The sequence below is a fragment of the Pseudomonas sp. RIT778 genome (assembly GCF_019718735.1).
GTDB classification, from domain to species: domain Bacteria; phylum Pseudomonadota; class Gammaproteobacteria; order Pseudomonadales; family Pseudomonadaceae; genus Aquipseudomonas; species Aquipseudomonas aphyarum.
In genome coordinates, this window is record NZ_JAIHBA010000007.1 from 73,865 (window position 1) to 89,416 (window position 15,552).

Genomic DNA, 15,552 nt, shown 5'->3' on the forward strand with positions numbered 1-15,552 from the left:
CGTCGGGCGGGATGTACAGGTCCAGCGGCATTTCCGTGACCGCCTGGCCATAGACCATGGCAAACGGCAGTTCCTGCTGGGCACCGGCCTGGGGATCAACGGTTTCCACTGCGGACATTCAGGCCTCGACCATGAATGGCGCAGGATCGCCGCAACCGACGCGGATCACTTCCGGATCGTCGCCCGTGAGGTCGATCACGGTGGAGGCCTTGATGCCGCCAAAACCGCCGTCGATGATCAGGTCGACCTGATGCTCGAGCAACTGGCGCATTTCGTACGGATCGCTCAACGGGTCTTCTTCGCCCGGCATGATCAGGGTCACGCTCATCAGCGGCTCGCCCAGTTCGGCCAGCAACGCCAACGCGATGGGATGGCTCGGTACCCGCAGACCGATGGTGCGTTTCTTCGGATGCAGCAACAGGCGCGGTACTTCACGCGTGGCGTTGAGAATGAAGGTGTACGGTCCCGGCAAGTGGGCTTTGAGGATTCGAAAGGTCCCGGTGTCGATCTTGGCGTAGTTGCCCAGTTGCGACAGATCGCTGCAGATCAGCGCGAAGTTGTGCTTTTCGTCGAGCTGACGCAGGCGTCGAACGCGCTCGATGCCGTTCTTGTCGCCGATCTGGCAGCCGATTGCGTAGGAAGAGTCTGTGGGATAGACCACCACCCCGCCCTTGCGGATGATCTCGACCGCCTGTTTGATCAGGCGCGCTTGCGGGTTTTCCGGATGAATCTGGAAAAATTGACTCACATTCTCTACCTGTTCAGACGGCGGCAATAACTGTGTCATGTTTGAACCGACACCACAGGGGTGGAAGGTCCTCCGGCACCGGCCGGTACTGGCCGATCTCTGACCAGCCACCAGGGCCATGGAAATCACTGCCGGCGCTGACCAGCAGACCGAACTCACGGGCAAGGATTGCTAGGCTGCCCACCTGTTCCGCAGGCTGGTGACCGTTGACCACTTCGATCGCATGCCCGCCTGCTTGAATATAGTCGGCAATCAGCTTTCGGCGCTTGCTGCGGGTGAAATCGTAGTGCCACGGATGCGCCAGGCTGACCCAGGCGCCGGCGGCGCGCAGCGTGCCGACGGTGTCTTCGAGGGTCGGCCAGTGTTGCTTGACGTCCCCCAGCTTGCCGGCGCCGAGCCATTTACGAAACGCCTCGGCGCGATCCTTTACAAAACCTTCACGCACCATCCAGTCGGCGAAATGCGGGCGGGCCGGCGCGTTGCCGCTGTCGCCCAGTTCCTGCTGGATCTGCCGCGCGCCGTCGAGCGCATTCGGCATGCCCTTGAGGGCGAGCTTGCGGCTTATTTCCTCAGACCGCAGCCAGCGGCCGTCGTGCAACTGCGCAATCGCCTCGACCAACGGCGCGGCGTTGACGTCGAAACCGTAGCCGAGCACGTGAATGGTCGCCCCGCCCCAGGTGCAGGACAGTTCGACGCCGTTGACCAGTTGCATGCCCAGCGCCTCGGCGGCCGTGCGCGCTTCGGCGAGGCCTTCGAGGGTGTCGTGATCGGTCAGGGCCAGGACTCGCACGCCGTTCTCGAACGCACGCGCAACCAGTGCCGCAGGCGCCAGGGCGCCATCGGAGGCCGTGCTGTGGCAGTGCAAATCAACATTCACGGGGATGTGTAACCTCAAATCAGCTGGCGCTATCGCGCGCCCATATGTTTGTTATTATGCCGCCACATCCAGCTTCTGGCTCTCACTGTGAAACAATTCATCGATTTCATCCCGCTTCTGCTGTTCTTCATCGTCTACAAACTCGATCCACGCACCGTCGACGTTGCCGGCCATGAACTGACGGTAGGCGGCATTTACAGTGCAACCGCCGTGCTGATCATCAGCTCCCTCGTGGTGTACGGCGCGATCTTCATCAAGCAGCGCAAGCTGGAGAAGAGCCAGTGGCTGACGCTGGTCGCCTGCCTCGTGTTCGGCAGCCTGACCCTGGCCTTTCACAGCGAAACCTTCCTGAAATGGAAAGCCCCGGTGGTCAACTGGCTGTTCGCCCTGGCCTTCATCGGCAGCCACTTCATCGGTGACCGCCTGCTGATCAAACGCATCATGGGTCACGCGCTGACCCTGCCGGATCCGGTCTGGACCCGACTGAACATCGCCTGGATCGGTTTCTTCCTGTTCTGCGGTGCCGCCAACCTGTTCGTCGCCTTCACCTTCCAGGACTACTGGGTGGACTTCAAAGTGTTCGGCAGCCTGGGCTTGACCGTGCTGTTCCTGGTCGCTCAGGGCATCTACCTGTCCCGTCACTTGCACGACGCCGATACCACAACGCCAAAAACCGAGGACTGACATGCTCTACGCCATCATTGCCACCGACGTCGCCAATTCCCTGGAAGCCCGCCTCGCTGCGCGCCCGGCACACCTTGAACGCCTGCAAGTGCTCAAGGGCGAAGGCCGCATCGTACTGGCCGGCCCGCACCCGGCGGTCGATAGCAATGACCCTGGCGCAGCAGGTTTCAGCGGCAGCCTGATCGTTGCCGAATTCGACTCCATGAGCGCGGCGCAAGCCTGGGCCGATGCCGACCCGTACATCGCCGCCGGCGTCTACGCCAACGTGATCGTCAAGCCGTTCAAGCAAGTCCTGCCGTAACCTCCCCCGCCAATACCCCTACGCGATGAACCTTGTCGGTTCATCGCGTTCTCAATCGCTCATTATTCTCGTTTGCCGGCCGACAACCTGCCCAATATCCATTTGGAAACAGGAGTCGCGATGCGCAAGGGTCCGTTGTGTCTGATGTTGGTCACGTTGTCGATCGTGGCGCCCGCCCATGGTGAAGAAAGCACTGAAGGTGGCAGCTCCACACCGCTTTCGTTGAGCGCCGGCAGTCAGATCACCGAGTTGCAGCAGCGCCTGAAGGCCAGCGAGCAGCAACGGGAAGAACTGAGCAAACAACTGCAAAGTGCCGACAACACCCGCGAAAGCGCCCAGCTTGCCCGGTTGCGCCAGGAGAACCAGCGTCTGAAGCTGCAACTCAAGGAAGCCCAGGCCAGCCCGCTGCCGCGCCTGCTGACCGAACAGCAGCAATGGTTCGTCACCGGGGCCGGGGTAGCGCTATTGGCGCTGCTCTGCGGTATCTTTGCCAGTGGAGCAAGCCGAAAACGTCGGCAATGGCTAAATTGAGTGAGTCATGAGCGAGCTGTTACTGATTGATGATGACCAGGAGTTGTGCGAACTCCTGAGTAGCTGGCTGAGCCAGGAAGGCTTTCAGGTCCGGGCCTGCCACGATGGTCAGAGCGCCCGCAAGGCGCTGGCCGAAACCGCGCCGGCGGCCGTGGTGCTGGACGTGATGCTGCCCGACGGCAGCGGCCTGGAACTGCTCAAGCAATTGCGCAGCGATCACGCCGACCTGCCGGTGCTGATGCTCTCGGCCCGGGGCGAGCCGCTGGACCGGATCCTCGGCCTGGAACTGGGCGCCGACGATTACCTGGCCAAACCCTGCGATCCGCGCGAACTGACCGCCCGCCTGCGCGCCGTGCTGCGCCGCAGTCATCCGGCCGCCGTGTCGACCCAGCTGGAGCTGGGCGACCTGAGCTTCAGCCCGGTGCGCGGCGTGGTCAGCATCGACGAAAAGGAATTCACCCTCACCGTCTCCGAAAGCCGCCTGCTCGAAGCCCTGCTCAAGCAACCGGGCGAGCCGCTGGACAAACAGGAACTGGCGCAGATCGCCCTCGGCCGCAAGCTGACGCTGTACGACCGCAGCCTGGACATGCACGTCAGCAACCTGCGCAAAAAGATCGGCCCGCACCCCGACGGGCGCCCGCGCATCGTCGCCCTGCGCAGCCGTGGCTACTACTACAGCCTCTGATCGTCTGTAAGTTTTGTCAGGTCGGCGCGAAAACGTGTTTACCCAAGCTTTACACAGCGCTGACCGCCGCTGACCTTGATCTCCGTAATCTGTACTCATCCGGAACGTACCGGGAACGAGACAAAGGAGATTCACCATGCGCAAGACTCTTATCGCTCTGATGTTTGCCGCTGCCCTGCCGACCGTCGCCATGGCCATGCCACAGGATGGCGGCCCGATGGGTGGCCCGCTGGACGGCCCGCGCCATGGCGGTCAGATGCACGGCATGCACGGCAAAGGCCCGTACAGCCAGCTGGACCTGTCCCGCGAACAGCGCGAGCAGATCCGCAAGATCATGGGCGAGCAGATGCACGAGCGTAAGCAGACGGTCGAAAAATACCTGGAGAAACTCTCGCCAGCCGACCAGAAAGCCATGAAGGACGAGATGGCGGCCAACCACAAGAAAGCCGAATCCGATGTCCGCGCCGTGTTGAAGCCGGATCAACAGAAGAAATTCGACGAGATCCAAAAGAAACAGGCCGAGCGTCGCGCCGAATGGGCCGAGTTCAAAGCCTGGAAAGCGCAACAGCCGCAAAAGGCGCAATAATGTTCGGACCCGACGGTTCACGCCGTCGGGTCTTTTTTCACCCAGCCCAATGTGGGAGCGAGCCTGCTCGCGATAGCGTAGTGTCAGACAGCTCAGTCTTGTCTGATACACCGCTATCGCGAGCAGGCTCGCTCCCACAGGTTTGCGCTTGTTTGAGGATTTTCTGTGCGTTCATTGTTCTGGCGTATCCTCGCCAGCTTCTGGCTGGCCATCGCTCTGGTTGCAGGGCTTTCCATTCTGCTGGGGCACATGCTCAACCAGGACGCGTGGATCCTCAGCCGCCATCCGGGCCTCAACACCCTGGCCGCGGAGTGGACGCAGACCTACGAAGCCCAGGGCGAAGATGCCGCCCAGGACATCCTCGAACAGCGCAAGCGCCAATACCACATCGACGTGCAAGTGCTGAACGAAAGCGGCGACCCGGTGGTGCGCGGCACCTTCCCCCGGCGCGCGGCAGCCTTCGAGGCGCGGCAGAACAACGATGACCGACGCCTGCCCTGGCGTCGCCTGACCGACGAATTCACCAGCGACAAAAGCGGCGACACCTACCTCTTCATCTACCGCATCCCGCACCCGGAACTCGACGCCTGGCACCGCGAAAGCCTGCTCTGGCCGCTGAGTGCGCTGGGCATCGCGCTGGTAGTGCTGACCCTGTTCAGCCTGCTGGTGACGTTTTCCATCACCCGCCCGCTCAGTCGCCTGCGCGGTGCAGTGCATGACCTCGGCCAGACCACCTATCAACAGAACAGCCTGGCGCAACTGGCCAACCGCCGCGATGAGTTCGGCGTGCTGGCCAACGACTTCAACCGCATGGGCGCACGTCTGCAAAGTCTGATCGGCAGTCAGCGCCAGTTGCTGCGCGACGTGTCCCACGAATTGCGCTCACCGCTGGCACGCCTGCGCATCGCGCTGGCACTGGCCGAGCGTGCAAGCCCGGAAGAACGGGAAAAACTCTGGCCGCGCCTGACCCGCGAGTGCGATCGGCTGGAAGCGCTGATCAGTGAAATTCTGGTGCTGGCGCGGGTCGATGCCGACAACGCCAGCGCCGAAGACGTGGATCTGAATGCCTTGCTCGCCACCCTGCAAAAGGACGCGCAACTCGGTTCGCCGGAGCAGACCGTGCGTCTGGAGGCCGAGCCGGCGCTCAATCTGACAGGCTGGCCGACCATGATCGAACGCGCCGTGGACAACCTGCTGCGCAACGCCCAGCGCTTCAACCCGGTCGGGCAGTCGATTGAAATGCAGGCGTCACGTCAGGGCGAGCGGATCGTGGTCAGCGTGCGTGACCATGGGCCGGGGGTGCAGGCCGAGCATCTGAGCCAGTTGGGCGAACCGTTTTATCGAGCGCCGGGGCAGACCGCTGCGGGCCATGGCCTGGGGCTGGCGATAGCCCGGCGGGCGGCGGAGCGGCATGGCGGGACGCTGGTGCTGGCCAATCACCCGCAGGGCGGGTTTGTGGCCAGTCTTGAGTTACCGCTGGAGCCTGGGGCTGTTGTTCAGCCCTGATGGAGTCAGGCTTTACCCGACCAGGCACTGACAAACTCCGCCAGATCAACCTTCTCGGCCACCCGCGGTTCTTTCTGCGGCGTGCCGAGGTAGAGGAACGCAATCACCTCTTCGTCATCCGTCAGGCCCAAACCCTTGGCGACATGTTTCGAATACGCCAGATCACCCGTACGCCACACCGCGCCAATTCCCTGCGCGTAAGCCGCCAATAGAATCCCGTGCGCCGCACAGCCCGCCGCCAGCAGTTGCTCGGCCTTAGGGTATTTGACGTGATCCTGCAATTTGGCGATGACCACGACCACCAGCGGCGCCCGCAGCGGGCCGTTGCGGGCCTTGTCGATCATCGCTTCGGTGACTTCGCCTTCCTGCATTTTTGCAGCTTCGGCCAGCAACTCGCCCATCTGCTCACGCGCCGCGCCTTCGACGGTCAGGAAGCGATACGGCTGCAAATGGCCGTGATCCGGTGCGCGGGTCGCGGCGGCGAACAGCACTTCGCGCTGTTCGGCGGTGGGGGCCGGATCGATCAGTCGTGGAACGGAAACACGGTTGAGCAAAGCGTCGAGAGCCTGCATCGGCCACCTCCTGAAAAAAATGTCCGGCTATTCTAGCTGCAAGTGATCCAGACGCGTCGGTTTACATGCCTTGCACCGCAGGTAGAATGGCGCCCTTCCCACATCAGCCCGAGCGGACTTCATGGCGTTGCCGACCTTACGGATCATTGGTTTCATCATCGGCATCTTCCTGATCACCCTGGCCATCGCCATGGTCGTGCCCATGGCCACCCTGGTGATTTTCGAGCGCACCGGCGATCTGCCGTCGTTCCTCTGGGCGAGCATGATCACCTTCGTCGCCGGCCTCGCGCTGGTGATTCCCGGTCGCCCGGAACACATTCACCTACGCCCCCGGGACATGTACCTGCTGACCGTCAGCAGCTGGCTGGTGGTGTGCATCTTTGCCGCGCTGCCGTTTTTGCTGACTCAGCACATCAGCTACACCGACTCGTTCTTCGAAAGCATGTCCGGCATCACGGCCACCGGGTCGACCGTGCTCAACCATCTGGACGACATGTCCCCCGGCATCCTGATGTGGCGCTCGCTGCTGCACTGGATCGGCGGCATCGGCTTCATCGGCATGGCGGTGGCGATCCTGCCGCTGCTGCGCATCGGCGGCATGCGCCTGTTCCAGACCGAATCCTCGGACCGCTCGGAAAAGGTCATGCCCCGCTCGCACATGGTGGCGCGGCTGATCGTGGCGGCCTACGTCGGCATCACGATTCTCGGCAGCCTGGCGTTCTGGTGGGCCGGGATGAGCCCGTTCGATGCGATCAACCACGCGATGTCAGCGATCTCCACCGGCGGGTTCTCGACCTCCGACCAGTCACTGGCCAAGTGGACGCAACCGGCGGTGCACTGGGTCGCGGTGGTGGTGATGATTCTCGGCAGCCTGCCGTTCACCCTGTACGTGGCGACACTGCGCGGCAACCGCCGGGCGCTGATCAAGGATCAACAGGTGCAGGGTTTGCTCGGGATGTTGCTGGCGACCTGGCTGGTGCTGGGCACCTGGTACTGGTGGACCACCAACCTGCATTGGCTGGACGCCCTTCGCCATGTGGCGCTGAACGTGACGTCGGTGGTCACCACCACCGGTTTCGCGCTGGGGGACTACAGCCTGTGGGGCAACTTCTCGCTGATGCTGTTCTTCTATCTGGGCTTCGTCGGTGGCTGTTCCGGTTCGACGGCGGGCGGGATCAAGATCTTCCGATTCCAGGTCGCCTACATTTTGCTCAAGGCCAACCTTAACCAGCTGATTCACCCACGGGCGGTGATCAAGCAGAAGTACAACGGTCATCGTCTCGACGAAGAGATCGTCCGGTCGATTCTGACCTTTTCGTTCTTCTTCGCGATCACCATCTGCGTGATCGCCCTGCTGCTGTCGCTGTTGGGCGTGGACTGGATGACGGCGTTGACCGGCGCCGCCAGCACCGTGTCCGGCGTAGGCCCGGGCCTGGGCGAGACCATCGGCCCGGCCGGCAACTTCGCCAGCCTGCCGGATGCGGCCAAGTGGATTCTGTCGTTCGGCATGCTGCTCGGCCGACTGGAGATCATTACGGTGTTTGTACTGTGTATTCCGGCGTTCTGGCGTCACTGATCGCCTTCGGCGCCTCGAGCAACCGCGCCCGGTAATCGCCGGGCGTGGTGTCGAACCAGCGGCGGAAGGCGCGAAAAAAATTGCTCGGGTCGGCAAACCCCAGCAGATAGGCAATCTCCAGCAAGGTCATGCTCGGCTGTGCCAGGTATTGCTCGGCGAGTTCGCGGCGGGTGTCGTCGAGCAACTGCTGAAAACTGGTGCCCTCCTCCTGCAAGCGCCGTTGCAAGGTGCGCTGCGACAAGTGCAGGGTCTGCGCAACCGTGTCGCGCTTCGGCTCGCCCTGCGGCAGCAGGCGGCACAGCACCTGACGCGCCTTGTGGGTCACGCGACTTTCGGAAAACCGCGCCAGATATTCCCCGGCAAACCGGTCGTGCAACAGCGCCATCGCCTCGTTGGCGGTGGGCAGTGGCGCTTCCATGTCGGCCCGTTCGAAGATCAGCGCGTCATACGGCGCGTTGAACACCAGCGGTGCATGGAAGGCTTGTTTGTAGGGTTCAAGATCATCCGGCTCATCGCCCTGCACCAGCACTTTGCGCGGATGCAGCGTGCGCCCGGTCAGCCAGCCGCACAGCGCGAGTGCGCAGGCCAGCGAGGCTTCGGCACTTTGCCGGGTCGGCGGCAGATGATCGCCATGCACCGTCAGGATCAGCGCATAACCTTCATCGAGCAGGCGAAAACTCAGGTCGGCACTTTCGGCGATGATCCGCTGATAACGCACCAGTCGCTGAAAACCTTCCGCCAGCGTATTGCTGGACATCAGCGCATAGCCCGCAACATGGAACGAAGCCGGCCGCACCACCTTGCCCATGTTCAGGCCGATGGCGGGATTGCCGGACAGCTCGACCGCCCGTTGCCAGAGTCGGGTCATGGAATCCTGTGGGAAGCGTGCGTCCGGATCCTCCAGCGCCGCGTAGTCGAGCCCCAGCTGTCTGAACAAAACCCGGCAATCCAGGCCGTCCATTTCCAGTGCTTTGACAATCCCCATCGCCCAGCTTGCAGAAGTCGTTCGTTCGCTCATGGCGTTTTTTCTTGGATGACATGGTGAGCCGCATACTACGGCCGATTTCCCAAGGATAGTAAAGTGGCGCCGATTGTCACTGGCCGACGCCATTGATCACTCTAGACTCAAATAAGCTACCCGCCGAACAACTTGCAATCAGAACAATAACCACAGAGATCGCAGTCGTGGAAACCATCAAGCATTTCAACAGCTTCGCCGAGTTCTATCCGTATTACCTCAGCGAGCACAGCAACAGCACCTGCCGTCGCCTGCATTTCATCGGCACGACGCTGGTGATCTTCATTCTCGCCCTGACCATCGCCAAGGGCGCCTGGCTGCTTTTACTTGCGTTGCCACTGGCGGGCTACAGCTTTGCCTGGGCCGGCCATTTCTTTTTCGAGAAAAACCGCCCGGCCACCTTCCAGCATCCGTTCTACAGCCTGCTCGGCGACTTCGTCATGTACCGCGACATGATCCTGGGCCGCGTGCCGTTCTAGAAATTCCGACCAAGAGGACTGCCGATGAATGCCACTGCCCGTTTCACCCACATGAAGGACGGCACACAGGACGACTGGGCGATCATTGCGGCGGATTTCAGCGCCTACGCCCGTCAGTTGCCGGGCCGGATCATGGCCCACCTGAAACTGCTCGAAGGCGATTTCGGCGGTTTCCCGGTGGATCGCCTGACCCACTCACTGCAAACCGCGACCCGTGCCTTTCGCGACGGGCGCGACGAAGAGTACGTGGTCTGCGCCCTGCTCCACGACATCGGCGACACCCTCGGTTCCTACAATCACCCGGACATCGCTGCCGCCATCCTCAAGCCGTTCGTCAGCGCCGAAAACCTGTGGATGGTGGAAAAACACGGGATCTTCCAGGGCTACTACTTCTTCCATCACCTGGGCATGGATCGTCACCTGCGCGAGCAATTCAGCGACCATCCGCAGTTTCTGGCGACCGCAGAGTTCTGCGCCAAATATGACGCGGCTGCGTTCGACCCCGAGTACGACACCCTGCCGCTGAGCTTCTTTGAGCCGATGATGGAAAGGCTGTTTGCCCAGCCGAAAAACTCGATCTACAAGGCGGCGATGGAAGAGCACTCCCCCGCTTGAATTTGATGTCGACTGTACCGGCCTCTTCGCGGGCAAGCCCGCTCCCACAGGTTTCGCGCCGTACACAGAATCTATGAGCGACGCGGTCACTGTGGGAGCGGGCTTGCCCGCGAAGAGACCATCGAAACCACCAGAGATCCTAAGCCAGCTCGGCAACCTTCGCCGCTTTCAATTCCGCTTCCCGCGCCTGCGCATCCGCCAGGCGATACAGCTCGATCGTGCCGTCCCAGTGCTCGATCAGCGCCGTGCATGACTCCACCCAATCGCCACAGTTGAGGTAATCCACCTCGCCGACCTTGCGGATCTCGGCGTGGTGAATGTGTCCGCAAACCACGCCGTGCAACTCGCGCTTCACGCATTCGTGGGCGATGGCTTCTTCGAAGTCGCTGATGAAGCTGACCGCGGTCTTCACCTTGTGCTTGAGATAGGCCGACAGCGACCAGTAGCCGTAACCGTATTTCGCCCGCCAGTGATTGAGCCAGCGGTTGAGGGTCAGGGTGAATTCATAGGCCGAATCGCCGAGGAACGCGAGCCAGCGGTGATAGCGGGTGATCACGTCGAACTGGTCACCGTGAATCACCAGCAGATGCCGGCCATCGGCGGTGACGTGCACCGCTTCGTCGACCAGCTGGATATTGCCCAGAATCAGCTTTGAATAGCGGCGCAGGAATTCGTCATGGTTGCCGGTGACGTAAATCACCTCGGTGCCGCGCTTGCTCATGGTCAGCAAACGGCGGATCACGTTGGTGTGCGCCTGGGGCCAGTACATGCCGCCGCGCAGCTTCCAGCCGTCGATGATGTCGCCGACCAGGTAGATCTTGTCGGCGTGGTAGCCCTTGAGAAATTGCGACAGATGCTCGGCCTGGCAATCCCGCGTGCCCAGGTGCACGTCGGAGATCCACAGGGTGCGAACCCGTTGTTTACGGCTGGGTCTGGCGAGCTCGGCGCTGGTCATGGGCAACCCTCTGCGATGTTTTCGCCACTCTGCGCGCGCCCGGTTAATCGACCATGACAGGTATGCGTCAGTCGTGTGACAAACGCGTCGCCCCTGCGCCGGTGTAGACTGGCGGCTCGCCCGGAGACCGCCATGCAACCGATCCTGACCCTGCGCCATTACAGCCACGACCTGATCGCCCACAGCCACGACCACGCGCAACTGGTGTTCGGCCTGTCCGGCGCTTTGGATTTTGAAGTCGAAGGGCGTGGCAGTCAGGTATTGCAGCAGAGCTTTGTGGTGATCCCCGCCGGCGCGCATCACGCGTGCGGCAGTCCCAAGGGCAGCCGCTGTCTGGTGCTGGATGTGCCCGACGAACAATGGCTGACGCGCTCGTTGGGCGATCACGCCGATGCCAGCCGCCGTCTGCTGGACAACGCCGCGCGGTTGTCGCTGGATGCCGGGCAAGGTCAATTGGTCAACTGGCTGGCGAACAGTCCGGTGGACGACCCGCTGATTGCGCAACAAGGCGCGGTGTTGTTGCTGGCGAGCCTGAACCACGTGCCACCCGCCGAGATCGTCGCGCGCCGCCTGCCCTACGCGGCACTCGATGCGCACATCGAGCAGTACGCGGCCTATCCGCTGCAAGTGGCGGATCTGGCGCGTGTCGCCGGATTGTCCAGCGCCCGGCTGCATGCGCGGTTCGTCGCCGAATGCGGGCAGACACCGATGGACTACATTCGCAGTCGCCGTCTGCACAAAGCCGTGGCGCTGTTGCGCAACACCACGCTGCCCGTCGGTGAAGTGGCCAGCCGGGTCGGCTACAACTCGCAAAGCGCGTTTTCGGCCGCCGTCCTGCGTGAGTTCGGCACCTCTCCTACACAATTGCGACGCGAGGCTGACGACAAAAGTCGATAGCCTGCCGACAGACTTTTCGGCCGTTACACGCTTCAATGTGTGCCTGTAATCGTGTTTGGAAAAAGGACTGCAATGACTCCCCGTACCGCCCTCGGCGCCCTGCATATCGGCGCACTGATGTTCGGCCTGACCGGCGTCTTCGGCAAACTCGCGGCCGCAACGCCCGCCGTCATCGTGTTCGGACGCGCCGCGTTTGCCGTGCTGGCCCTGGCGTTTTTCGCCCGCTTCGCCCAACAGGGCGGCTGGCAGAAACTGCAAGCCGTCGACTGGCGGCGACTGGCTCTGAGCGGCGTGCTGCTGGCCGGTCACTGGGTGAGTTTCTTCATTGCGGTCAAGGTCGCGGGCGTCGCCATCGCGACCCTGGGTTTCGCCAGTTTCCCGGCCTTCACGGTGATCCTCGAAGGGCTGATTTTCCGCGAACGCATCCGCATCAATGAAATCGTGCTGGTGGTGCTGGTGAGTGTCGGGCTGGTGCTGGTGACCCCGGCGTTCGATCTGGCCAGCGGCGCGACCACCGGCCTGCTCTGGGCGATCCTGTCCGGCCTGCTGTTTTCCCTGTTGTCCCTGACCAACCGCGCCAGCTCCGGGCGCATCCCGGCGGTGCAGGCGGCGCTGTGCCAGAACGTGGTGGTGGCGCTGTGTCTGCTGCCGGTGGCCGCACCGCAACTGAGCGAAGTGCGGGCCATCGACTGGTTGTGGATCGGTCTGCTCGGGGTGTTCTGCACCGGCGTCGCCCACAGCCTGTTCGTCGCCAGCCTCGCGGTCATCAAGGCGCGTACCGCCGCGGTGGTGTTCGCCATGGAGCCGGTGTACGGGATTACCGTGGCCTGGCTGCTGTTCGATGAAGATCCGACCTTGCGCATGTTGATCGGCGGCGCGCTGATCATCGTCGCCATCGTGGTGTCGAGCCGGATGTCAGGCAGCAACGAAAAGAAAACCGTCGCGGCCGAAGCGGCGTCTCACTGAGTACGGTCGTTGTGGCCGAGGTCGCGGTCAGGGTCGATCTGGTCGCGCACCCGCTGCTTGAGCACCTTGGCCTCCGGGAAACCGCCGTCAGCCTTGCGTTCCCAGATCTGCACGTCGTTGCAGGTAATGTGAAATATACCGCCGGTGCCCGGCACCAGTGACACTTTGCCGAGATCGTCGCCGAAGGTACTGAGCAGCTCCTGCGCCAGCCACGCGGCGCGCAACAGCCACTGGCATTGCGTGCAATAGGTGATGACGATTTCCGGTTTTGTGACGGTCATGATCGCTGAAACTCCTGAGCCAGAGGGCGCCGCTATAATAGCCGGCTTTATCGCTCGCCCCGAGACTCACAATGCGTCGTCTGCTGATCTGCCTGTTGCTTGGTTTCCTACCCCTGTTCGCTGGTGTCAGCGTCCATGCCAGTGAGGCAACACGCCCGAAAGTCGGCCTGGTGCTGTCCGGCGGCGCGGCCCGTGGCCTGGCGCACATCGGCGTGCTCAAGGCCCTGGAGGAACAAGGCATCAAGATCGATGCGATTGCCGGCACCAGCATGGGCGCGGTGGTCGGCGGGCTGTACGCCTCGGGTTACAAGATCGACGAGCTGGAAAAACTCGCCCTGACCATCGACTGGCAGCAGGCGCTGTCCGACGCCCCGCCCCGTGAAGACGTACCGTTCCGGCGCAAGCAGGACGACCGCGACTTTCTGGTGAAACAGAAACTGAGCTTTCGCGATGACGGCAGCCTCGGCCTGCCATTGGGCGTGATTCAGGGCCAGAACCTCGCGCTGCTGCTGGAAAGCCTGCTGGCCCATACCAGCGACACCCGGGATTTCGACAAGCTGCCGATCCCGTTCCGCGCCGTCACCACCGACATTGCCAACGGCGAAAAAGTGGTGTTCCGCAAGGGCCACCTGCCCCAGGTGATCCGCGCCAGCATGTCGATCCCGGCGGTGTTCGCCCCGGTCGAACTCGACGGCCGATTGCTGGTGGATGGCGGCATGACCGACAACATTCCCCTCGATGTGGCCCGTGAAATGGGTGTCGACGTGGCCATCGTGGTCGACATCGGTACCCCGCTGCGCAATCGCAAGCAACTGGTGACCGTGGTCGATGTGCTGAACCAGTCGATCACCCTGATGACCCGGCGCAACTCCGAAGAACAACTGGCGACCCTGCATCCCGATGACGTGCTGATCCAGCCGCCACTGGCGAGTTTCGGCGCCACCGATTTCGGTCGCGGCCAGGAGATGATCGACGCCGGCTACCGCGCGACCCAGGCCCTGAACGTGCGCCTCGCGCGCCTCAAACCCGTGCAGTCGCAGGACGCCGAGCTCAACGCCGCCCGCGCACCGGGCCAGCGAACGCCGATCATCACCGCGATCAAGGTCGAGAACGACTCGAAAGTCGGCGATGACGTGATCCGCTACTACATCCGCCAGCACATCGGCGAGCCGCTGGATCTGGGCCGTCTGCAAACCGACATGGGCACCCTGTACGGCCTCGATTACTTCGAGCAGGTGCAATACCGCGTGGTGCACAAAGGCGCGGATCACACGCTGGTGATCAGCGCGCGCGGCAAACGCACCGGAACGGATTACCTACGGGTCGGCCTCAACCTGTCGGACGACATGCGCGGCGACAGCGCCTTCAACCTCGGCGCCAGTTACCGCATGAACGGCATCAACCGGCTCGGCGCGGAATGGCTGACCCGGGCGCAGATCGGCGATAAACAAGAGTTGTACAGCGAGTTCTATCAGCCGCTGGACGTGGGCTCTCGCTACTTCGTCGCACCTTATGCGTCGTTTGCCGCACAGAACGTCGACTCGGTTCTGGACAACGATCCGATCGCCCAGTATCGCGTCGAGCGCTATGGCTTCGGCCTCAACTTTGGCCGGCAGATCGGCAACAGCGGCGAAGTCCGTTTCGGCGTCGGCGAAGCCTGGGGCAAGGCGGATGTGCGGATCGGCGATCAGGATCTGCCGAGCGAAAACTTCAACGAAGGGTTCTATGCGCTGAAGTATTCCTTCGACTCGCTGGACAACGTCTACTACCCCCACGAAGGCGAAGACATTGGCCTGACGCTGGTGCAGTTCGAACCGAGCCTGGGCTCCGATACGCGCTACCGGCAGTGGGAGTTCAAACTGGACAAGGCCATGAGCAGTGGCCCGGATACGCTGATTCTGGGTGGCCGTTACGGCCGCACGCTGGACGATGCTAACGTGGTGACCTCCAGCTTCCTGCTCGGCGGCGCCCGGCAATTGTCCGGTTTCCGCGAGGACGCGATCTCCGGGCAGAACGTCAGTCTGATGCGCGCGGTGTATTACCGCCGCCTCACGCCGCGCTCTTACCTGCCGCTGGACTTCCCGCTGTACGCCGGCGCCTCGCTGGAACGCGGCCGGGCCTGGAACAACGACAATGAGTTCGACAGCGGCTACATCAACGCGGCCAGCGTGTTCATCGGCTTCGATACGCCGCTGGGGCCGTTGAATTTCAGCTATGGCCTGAACGATGCGGATGAACAGGCGGTGTACCTGAACCTCGGGCAGACCTTCTGACA

Annotated in this window: 18 protein-coding genes; 12 read left to right on the forward strand and 6 right to left on the reverse strand. The window is 62.6% G+C overall.

Features of this window, described 5'->3' with window-relative positions; all coding sequences use genetic code 11:
• Nucleotides 1-118 precede the first annotated feature (118 nt).
• Together K5E37_RS05795 and K5E37_RS05800 are read right to left on the reverse strand one after the other, a co-directional pair.
• Complete coding sequence (locus K5E37_RS05795) at nt 119-748, reverse strand: L-threonylcarbamoyladenylate synthase (protein WP_045121866.1); 630 nt, start codon at nt 746-748, stop codon at nt 119-121.
• Between the two features lie 13 nt (nt 749-761).
• Nucleotides 762-1,625, reverse strand: a complete 864-nt coding sequence (locus K5E37_RS05800; RefSeq protein ID WP_085747145.1) for a PHP domain-containing protein — start codon at nt 1,623-1,625, stop codon at nt 762-764.
• Nucleotides 1,626-1,712: 87 nt separating this feature from the next.
• Here K5E37_RS05800 and K5E37_RS05805 point away from each other — a divergent pair, with 87 nt between their 5' ends.
• The 6 genes from K5E37_RS05805 (at nt 1,713) to K5E37_RS05830 (ending at nt 5,918) form a co-directional block, all read left to right on the forward strand.
• Nucleotides 1,713-2,309 carry a septation protein A gene (locus K5E37_RS05805; RefSeq protein WP_007958367.1) on the forward strand — a complete coding sequence of 199 codons (597 nt, stop codon included), beginning with the start codon at nt 1,713-1,715 and terminating at the stop codon, nt 2,307-2,309.
• Nucleotide 2,310: 1 nt separating this feature from the next.
• Complete coding sequence (locus K5E37_RS05810) at nt 2,311-2,610, forward strand: YciI family protein (protein ID WP_221533360.1); 300 nt, start codon at nt 2,311-2,313, stop codon at nt 2,608-2,610.
• A gap of 120 nt (nt 2,611-2,730) precedes the next feature.
• Nucleotides 2,731-3,141 carry a hypothetical protein gene (locus tag K5E37_RS05815; RefSeq protein ID WP_007958369.1) on the forward strand — a complete coding sequence of 137 codons (411 nt, stop codon included), beginning with the start codon at nt 2,731-2,733 and terminating at the stop codon, nt 3,139-3,141.
• Between the two features lie 7 nt (nt 3,142-3,148).
• Nucleotides 3,149-3,826, forward strand: a complete 678-nt coding sequence (locus K5E37_RS05820; protein ID WP_007958370.1) for a response regulator transcription factor — start codon at nt 3,149-3,151, stop codon at nt 3,824-3,826.
• 136 nt (nt 3,827-3,962) lie between these two features.
• A complete protein-coding gene (locus tag K5E37_RS05825) occupies nt 3,963-4,412 on the forward strand; it encodes a Spy/CpxP family protein refolding chaperone (RefSeq protein ID WP_007958371.1) in 450 nt (149 codons plus the stop codon).
• 165 nt (nt 4,413-4,577) lie between these two features.
• On the forward strand, nt 4,578-5,918 hold the full coding sequence (locus K5E37_RS05830; protein ID WP_085605709.1) for a HAMP domain-containing sensor histidine kinase: 1,341 nt from the start codon (nt 4,578-4,580) through the stop codon (nt 5,916-5,918).
• Nucleotides 5,919-5,923: 5 nt separating this feature from the next.
• On the opposite strand, the gene K5E37_RS05835 is transcribed toward K5E37_RS05830, so the two are convergent.
• Nucleotides 5,924-6,490, reverse strand: a complete 567-nt coding sequence (locus tag K5E37_RS05835; protein ID WP_085605707.1) for a nitroreductase family protein — start codon at nt 6,488-6,490, stop codon at nt 5,924-5,926.
• Between the two features lie 121 nt (nt 6,491-6,611).
• Here K5E37_RS05835 and K5E37_RS05840 point away from each other — a divergent pair, with 121 nt between their 5' ends.
• On the forward strand, nt 6,612-8,066 hold the full coding sequence (locus K5E37_RS05840; RefSeq protein ID WP_007958377.1) for a TrkH family potassium uptake protein: 1,455 nt from the start codon (nt 6,612-6,614) through the stop codon (nt 8,064-8,066).
• On the opposite strand, the gene K5E37_RS05845 is transcribed toward K5E37_RS05840, so the two are convergent.
• Nucleotides 8,023-9,084 carry an AraC family transcriptional regulator gene (locus K5E37_RS05845; RefSeq protein WP_011332998.1) on the reverse strand — a complete coding sequence of 354 codons (1,062 nt, stop codon included), beginning with the start codon at nt 9,082-9,084 and terminating at the stop codon, nt 8,023-8,025. The two genes, K5E37_RS05840 and K5E37_RS05845, sit on opposite strands and share 44 nt — an antisense overlap.
• Before the next feature lie 167 nt (nt 9,085-9,251).
• Between K5E37_RS05845 and K5E37_RS05850 the strand changes: the two genes are divergently transcribed.
• Together K5E37_RS05850 and K5E37_RS05855 are read left to right on the forward strand one after the other, a co-directional pair.
• Complete coding sequence (locus tag K5E37_RS05850) at nt 9,252-9,563, forward strand: DUF962 domain-containing protein (protein ID WP_007958381.1); 312 nt, start codon at nt 9,252-9,254, stop codon at nt 9,561-9,563.
• A gap of 24 nt (nt 9,564-9,587) precedes the next feature.
• Entirely contained in the window at nt 9,588-10,178 is a 591-nt protein-coding gene (locus K5E37_RS05855) for an HD domain-containing protein (RefSeq protein WP_085605701.1), read from the forward strand.
• A gap of 139 nt (nt 10,179-10,317) precedes the next feature.
• On the opposite strand, the gene K5E37_RS05860 is transcribed toward K5E37_RS05855, so the two are convergent.
• Nucleotides 10,318-11,133: a UDP-2,3-diacylglucosamine diphosphatase gene (locus K5E37_RS05860; RefSeq protein WP_007958385.1), complete on the reverse strand. Its 816-nt coding sequence runs from the start codon at nt 11,131-11,133 to the stop codon at nt 10,318-10,320.
• Between the two features lie 132 nt (nt 11,134-11,265).
• Here K5E37_RS05860 and K5E37_RS05865 point away from each other — a divergent pair, with 132 nt between their 5' ends.
• Both K5E37_RS05865 and K5E37_RS05870 read left to right on the forward strand, forming a co-directional pair.
• Complete coding sequence (locus K5E37_RS05865) at nt 11,266-12,030, forward strand: AraC family transcriptional regulator (protein WP_007958387.1); 765 nt, start codon at nt 11,266-11,268, stop codon at nt 12,028-12,030.
• A gap of 72 nt (nt 12,031-12,102) precedes the next feature.
• Nucleotides 12,103-12,996: a DMT family transporter gene (locus K5E37_RS05870; protein ID WP_221533361.1), complete on the forward strand. Its 894-nt coding sequence runs from the start codon at nt 12,103-12,105 to the stop codon at nt 12,994-12,996.
• Here K5E37_RS05870 and K5E37_RS05875 read toward each other — a convergent pair.
• A complete protein-coding gene (locus tag K5E37_RS05875; protein WP_011332993.1) occupies nt 12,990-13,277 on the reverse strand; it encodes a SelT/SelW/SelH family protein in 288 nt (95 codons plus the stop codon). The genes K5E37_RS05870 and K5E37_RS05875 overlap by 7 nt on opposite strands.
• Before the next feature lie 71 nt (nt 13,278-13,348).
• Between K5E37_RS05875 and K5E37_RS05880 the strand changes: the two genes are divergently transcribed.
• Entirely contained in the window at nt 13,349-15,550 is a 2,202-nt protein-coding gene (locus K5E37_RS05880; protein WP_085605695.1) for a patatin-like phospholipase family protein, read from the forward strand.
• The last annotated feature ends 2 nt before the right edge of the window (nt 15,551-15,552 follow it).

Coding starts and splice junctions, on each gene's coding strand:
- K5E37_RS05810 (WP_221533360.1), top strand. CDS start 2,311: ATGCTCTACGCCATCATTGCCACCGACGTCGCCAATTCCCTGGAAGCC.
- K5E37_RS05815 (WP_007958369.1), top strand. CDS start 2,731: ATGCGCAAGGGTCCGTTGTGTCTGATGTTGGTCACGTTGTCGATCGTG.
- K5E37_RS05820 (WP_007958370.1), top strand. CDS start 3,149: ATGAGCGAGCTGTTACTGATTGATGATGACCAGGAGTTGTGCGAACTC.
- K5E37_RS05825 (WP_007958371.1), top strand. CDS start 3,963: ATGCGCAAGACTCTTATCGCTCTGATGTTTGCCGCTGCCCTGCCGACC.
- K5E37_RS05835 (WP_085605707.1), bottom strand. CDS start 6,490: ATGCAGGCTCTCGACGCTTTGCTCAACCGTGTTTCCGTTCCACGACTG.
- K5E37_RS05840 (WP_007958377.1), top strand. CDS start 6,612: ATGGCGTTGCCGACCTTACGGATCATTGGTTTCATCATCGGCATCTTC.
- K5E37_RS05845 (WP_011332998.1), bottom strand. CDS start 9,084: ATGAGCGAACGAACGACTTCTGCAAGCTGGGCGATGGGGATTGTCAAA.
- K5E37_RS05855 (WP_085605701.1), top strand. CDS start 9,588: ATGAATGCCACTGCCCGTTTCACCCACATGAAGGACGGCACACAGGAC.
- K5E37_RS05860 (WP_007958385.1), bottom strand. CDS start 11,133: ATGACCAGCGCCGAGCTCGCCAGACCCAGCCGTAAACAACGGGTTCGC.
- K5E37_RS05865 (WP_007958387.1), top strand. CDS start 11,266: ATGCAACCGATCCTGACCCTGCGCCATTACAGCCACGACCTGATCGCC.
- K5E37_RS05870 (WP_221533361.1), top strand. CDS start 12,103: ATGACTCCCCGTACCGCCCTCGGCGCCCTGCATATCGGCGCACTGATG.
- K5E37_RS05875 (WP_011332993.1), bottom strand. CDS start 13,277: ATGACCGTCACAAAACCGGAAATCGTCATCACCTATTGCACGCAATGC.
- K5E37_RS05880 (WP_085605695.1), top strand. CDS start 13,349: ATGCGTCGTCTGCTGATCTGCCTGTTGCTTGGTTTCCTACCCCTGTTC.